A 4,718-nucleotide genomic window follows, 5' to 3' on the forward strand; every position below is an offset into this window, starting at 1 on the left:
GCACATGCCGCTCCAGGCTGAAGCCGTAGAACAGCTCCTCCTGCATCACACTTTGCTCGCCCATCATCGACTCAATCTCCTCTTACGACGAAGATTGAATCAGATGGGATATTCGGCTTGAGCCCCATCTTCGACGGTGATGGACGGAGGTGCTGCGCTCCGAGCTGATGATAGAACGTGGTCTGCAGCTACAGCCACAAGCATCAGGAAAGGAAACGCAGCATGAAGCATTATGCCGGATTGGATATCTCGGTAAAAGAGACCGCCGTTTGCATTGTCGATGAAACTGGCAAGATCTGCCGCGAGGTCAAGGTGGTCAGCCACCCCGACGACCTCACCGCGGTTCTGAAAGGTCCCGCCTTGCGCATCGAGCGGATCGGGCTCGAGGCCGGACCGTTGTCGCAATGGCTGTTCGAAGGCCTGGCCAAGGCCGGTTTGCCGGCAATCTGCATCGAGACCCGACACACCAAGGCATTCCTCAAGGCGCGGCCGAACAAGACGGATCGCAATGATGCGCGCGGCATCGCACAGATGATGCGCGTCAACCTGTTCCGCCCGGTGCATGTCAAGACGCTGACGAGCCAGAAGCGCCGCGCGCTGCTGACGGCGCGCAAGCTGCTGCAGGAAAAGGCCCTCGCCATCGAGAACGACCTGCGCGGCCTGTTGCGCAATTTTGGGCTCAAGGTTGGCGTCGTCGGGACCGTCAAGTTTGAGGATCGGATTCGCGAGCTCGTCGAAGGACGCTGTGAACTGGCCGAAATTGTCACGCCGCTGCTGGAGGCGCGCTGCAAGCTGCGAGAACAGTTTACAGTTCTACATCGCAGACTTCTGAGAATCGTGCGGGACGATGAGGTCTGTCGGCGCTTGATGACGATCTCCGGCGTCGGTCCTGTGGTGGCGCTGGCTTATACCGCGACGATCGACATTCCACAGCGATTCAGAAACTCCAAAACGGTGGGGTTCATCCTGGGACTGACGCCGGTGCTCAACCAATCAGGTGAAAGTCACCGCGTGGGTCGCGTCTCGCTGTGCGGCGACGGGATGATGCGCACCTTGCTCTACGAAGCCGCCCAAGTGATGCTAACGCGCGTCAAGAAGTGGTCATGGCTGAAGGCGTGGGCGATGAATGTCGCCAAGCGGTGCGGTCTGCGAAAAGCGATCGTCGCACTAGCCCGCCGGCTGGCGGTCATCATGCACCGCATGTGGGTGGACGGCACCGAATTCCGCTGGACGCGGGAGGCCTCGCCAGCCGCTATCTGACCGGGAAGGCCGTAAGGAGAGAGACAAGTTCCGCCACCGGCGGAAGCACGTCCTTCGCGGGACGATGGATGAGGCGAGTTCGTTGAAGCACTCGGACCGGTCGCTCACTGCAGCCGATCAGGCCGCGAATCAGATTGTGCCGCTTCATTCTCCTGATCCCATGCTGGGAGGGCTAAAGCCGATCCCGTAGAGAAGCGAGGCCCCGCGAAAGACGTCAAACGCCGGAGAAGCCGCAAGCTCGAAAGCGCTTGACCTCAACATGCCGAATAGAGAAGTGCTTCAGGACTGCTGCAACCCGGACTTTTTCAACACTATCGGTCAGATGCCGCCGTACCAGTCGTAGCCATTGTCCTCCCAATAGCCGCCTCTGCCGCCGCCGATGTTGGCGAAGCCGTCGACCAGCTCGATCTTGTAGAGGTATTTCGGCATCTTGTAGCCGAGCTGGCGCTCGACGCGCACGCGCAGCGGCGCGCCGTTCTCGACCGGCAATGGCTTGCCGTTGAGGCCATAGGCAAGGATCGTCTGCGGATGGCGAGCATCGATCAGGTCGATCGAGCCGTAATATTTGATATCGCCGGCCAGGCTGCGGTCGATCGTATCGAGGCAGTGGAACATGACGTAGCGCGCCTGCGGCTTGACCACTGCCTGGTCGAGCACCAGCGACAGCGGCGTGCCGGTCCATTTGGCAATGCAGCTCCAGCCTTCGACGCAGTCGTGACGGGTGATCTGGGTGCGGCTCGGCATGTTCATCAGCTGCTCGCGGCTCAGCGACAGCGGTTTTTCGACCAGGCCTGAAACCTCCAGCCGCCAGTCGGCGAAATCGCTGGCGAGCAGGCCCTTGTAGAAATCGTCGTCCGGTGCGGTGACACCGTTCGGCCGCTGCGGCTGGCGAATGTCGGCCTCGGTGAACTCCGGCGCCAGCGCATCAGCGCCGGCAAGCAGTCGCTGCGCCCGCCAGGTCAGGCCATTGGCGCTTTCGAGGAAGCTGCGCAGGCTGTCGCCGACGCCAAGCTGGCTGTCGAAGGCGTCGCAGCCCGACAGCATGATGCCGGAAAGGCCGAGGCTGGCCGAGGTCAGGAACTTTCTTCGGCTTATCTGTAGCTTGGGGCTGATCTCGAATTTCGCCATGTCAGGCACTCCTCTCTGGCGCTTTGTCGCCATGCGCCGGCGGGTCGGTTCGGTACCACCCGGTGATGATGGAGCGCAGCTCGTTGATCGGGCCGGCGGCCAGGATCATCAGGATGTGGATAATGAAGAAGGCGACGAGCAGCAGCATCACCGTGAAATGAATGGTGCGTGCCGTCTGTCGGCCGCCGAGCAGATCATTCAGGAACGGCAGCACCGAATCCATGCTCGGCGACATGGCAAGGCCGGTGATGATCATCAGCGGCAGCAGCACGAACAGCACGCCGCCATAGGCCATCTTCTGCAGCGTGTTGTAGTCGCGCGTGTGATGGAACCTGAGCTTGGCGTGCTCGACAATGTCTCGCGGCAGGCGCCTGAAATCATCGAGGCGCGGGGCAAGATCGCGGCGCAAATGGCCGTTGATCAGGCTGGCGACCAGCCAGACCAGCAGCGTGGTGGTCAGCACCCAGGCGAAGAAGAAATGAACAACGCGCGCGGTGCCGAGATCGTAATAGGAAGGGATCGTCGCCCAGGACGGGAAGGCACGGGAGGTCTCCTGGCCGGCCGGACCCGACCAGCCGAGCACGCCAGTGGTATCGAAGCGCTTGCCGAAGATTTCGGTATAGCCGCGCGGGCCAGTCGCCGTATTCTCGGCGCCAATGGCGAAGACGGTGTTGTTGTAGCCAAAACCCGACTCCTTGCCGATATAGAGCTGCGGGCGGGCGTTGAAGATCTGCAGGCCGGAAAGCAGCATGAAGAACAGCGCGATCGCCCACAGCCAATGCGTCAGCCGCGTCCAGCGCGACTGCCGATAGATCAGCGTCGCATCCGTCGAAGCAGCGCTATCTGCCCCGGTGCTGGCTTCGCCTCTGGCAACTGATTCCATATTTTCCGTGCCTCCCTGCCAAGCGGTTCCGCGGCCTCGTCAGATCTCTTCTCCTCCCAATACGTCGCCAGCCTAAGCGATGTTTCACCCGATCACGGATTTATTACGGACTGCCGAGGCTGACGGCGAGGTTGACCGCGGCTGCCACGATGACCGTGTTGAAGAAGAACGACAGGATCGAATGCACAAGCACGACACGGCGCATTTGCGAGGTCGTGATGTTGGTGTCGGCGGTTTGGGCCGTCATGCCGATCACCGTAGCGAAATAGAGGAAATCCGAGCCTTCCGGCCGCTTGCCGCCCGGGAAGTCAAGGCCGCCGACCGGAATTTTCTTTTTTGTGTCGCCATCCATCGCATCGCCATCCAACCAGTAGATATGCGCGTAGTGAAGTGCCGCCATCGCATGGATGGTCAACCAGCCAAGCGGGATAGACAGCAGCGCCACCATAAGCTCGATGGTGTCCGCGCTCTTCTCCCTGTTGATCAATTGAAACAACGACATGATGGCAATAGCGACGACAATCAGCGTGACCGCGAAGATGGCCAGTACCGGCAGGTCCGTGTCGCCTGCATTCTTGCGCAGATAGCTGCCGGTAAGCCGCGGCATATGGGCGATGACAAGGACGAGATAGGCGGCAAAGAACACATTGGCGCCGATCGAATAGGCAAGCGGCGCACGCCAGACCAGCGCGGCGCCAAAGGCTGCCGCGCCGATGCAGGCCGACACCGCGAACGGCGTGTGGCGTTGCATGGGCATCTTGGTCGGGGTACCAGTCGCCATGGCCTTCAGTCCGCTGAGGCGGATTTCAGCGCTCGCCGCAAGATGCGGTCAAGCTCGCCTAGGAACCGCGAGCGGTCCTGCGGCGCGAAACTCGAATTGTAGCCCTTGCTTTCGCCGGTCTCGCGCAGATGCTGCTTGAGATCGCGCATTGCCACCGCCATGCCGATCGTTTCCGGCGTAAACGGGCGTCCCGTCGGGCCGAGCACATGGGCGCCAAGCGCCACCGCGCGCGCGGCAAGCGGGATATCGGCGGTCACCACAATGTCGTTGGACCGGGCGTTTTCGACGATCCAGTCGTCGGCGGCATCGGCGCCCTTGGAGACGACGACATTGCGGATCATCGGATCGCGCGACGGACGCAAGCCGCCATTGGAGACGAAGGTGACGACGATGCCGTGCCGCTCGGCGACTTTTTCGACCTCGGCCTTCACCGGGCAAGCGTCGGCATCGACGAGAATAGCGGGTGCGGGCATCGTTGTTCCGAATGTGAAAGAGCCGGGCGGCGTCGCCCGGCTCGATCGATGATAGTCGAGCGGCTACTAGGCCGGCAACGCGCCGGATCGCTTGGCCGTCCAGGTGGCGATATAGTCCATCAGTCCTGGATTGAGGCAATCATAAGGTTCGAGCCCGATCGACTTCAGCTGTGACCTTATGCCGTCCATGCGG

Annotated in this window: 5 protein-coding genes and 1 pseudogene; 1 reads left to right on the forward strand and 5 read right to left on the reverse strand. The window is 61.5% G+C overall.

All coding sequences use genetic code 11. From position 1 onward, the window contains the following. Positions 1 to 222 precede the first annotated feature (222 nt). A complete protein-coding gene (locus tag NKJ15_RS32725; RefSeq protein WP_352502670.1) occupies positions 223 to 1,260 on the forward strand; it encodes an IS110 family RNA-guided transposase in 1,038 nt (345 codons plus the stop codon). Positions 1,261 to 1,578: 318 nt separating this feature from the next. Here the strand turns inward: NKJ15_RS32725 and NKJ15_RS32730 are convergent, their stop codons facing one another. The 5 genes and pseudogenes from NKJ15_RS32730 to NKJ15_RS32750 form a co-directional block, all read right to left on the reverse strand. Next, positions 1,579 to 2,388 carry a molybdopterin-binding protein gene (locus NKJ15_RS32730; RefSeq protein WP_352614056.1) on the reverse strand — a complete coding sequence of 270 codons (810 nt, stop codon included), beginning with the start codon at positions 2,386 to 2,388 and terminating at the stop codon, positions 1,579 to 1,581. 1 nt (position 2,389) lies between these two features. Next, positions 2,390 to 3,271: a cytochrome b/b6 domain-containing protein gene (locus tag NKJ15_RS32735; RefSeq protein WP_352766747.1), complete on the reverse strand. Its 882-nt coding sequence runs from the start codon at positions 3,269 to 3,271 to the stop codon at positions 2,390 to 2,392. Positions 3,272 to 3,374: 103 nt separating this feature from the next. Next, positions 3,375 to 4,052, reverse strand: a complete 678-nt coding sequence (locus NKJ15_RS32740; RefSeq protein ID WP_352819819.1) for a DUF1345 domain-containing protein — start codon at positions 4,050 to 4,052, stop codon at positions 3,375 to 3,377. Between the two features lie 5 nt (positions 4,053 to 4,057). Then, positions 4,058 to 4,525: a YaiI/YqxD family protein gene (locus NKJ15_RS32745; RefSeq protein WP_352454435.1), complete on the reverse strand. Its 468-nt coding sequence runs from the start codon at positions 4,523 to 4,525 to the stop codon at positions 4,058 to 4,060. A gap of 66 nt (positions 4,526 to 4,591) precedes the next feature. Then, positions 4,592 to 4,718: pseudogene (locus tag NKJ15_RS32750) on the reverse strand (S-(hydroxymethyl)glutathione synthase); the annotation flags it as partial.

The organism is Mesorhizobium sp. M0207, from assembly GCF_040321995.1.
Classification (GTDB): Bacteria; Pseudomonadota; Alphaproteobacteria; order Rhizobiales; family Rhizobiaceae; genus Mesorhizobium.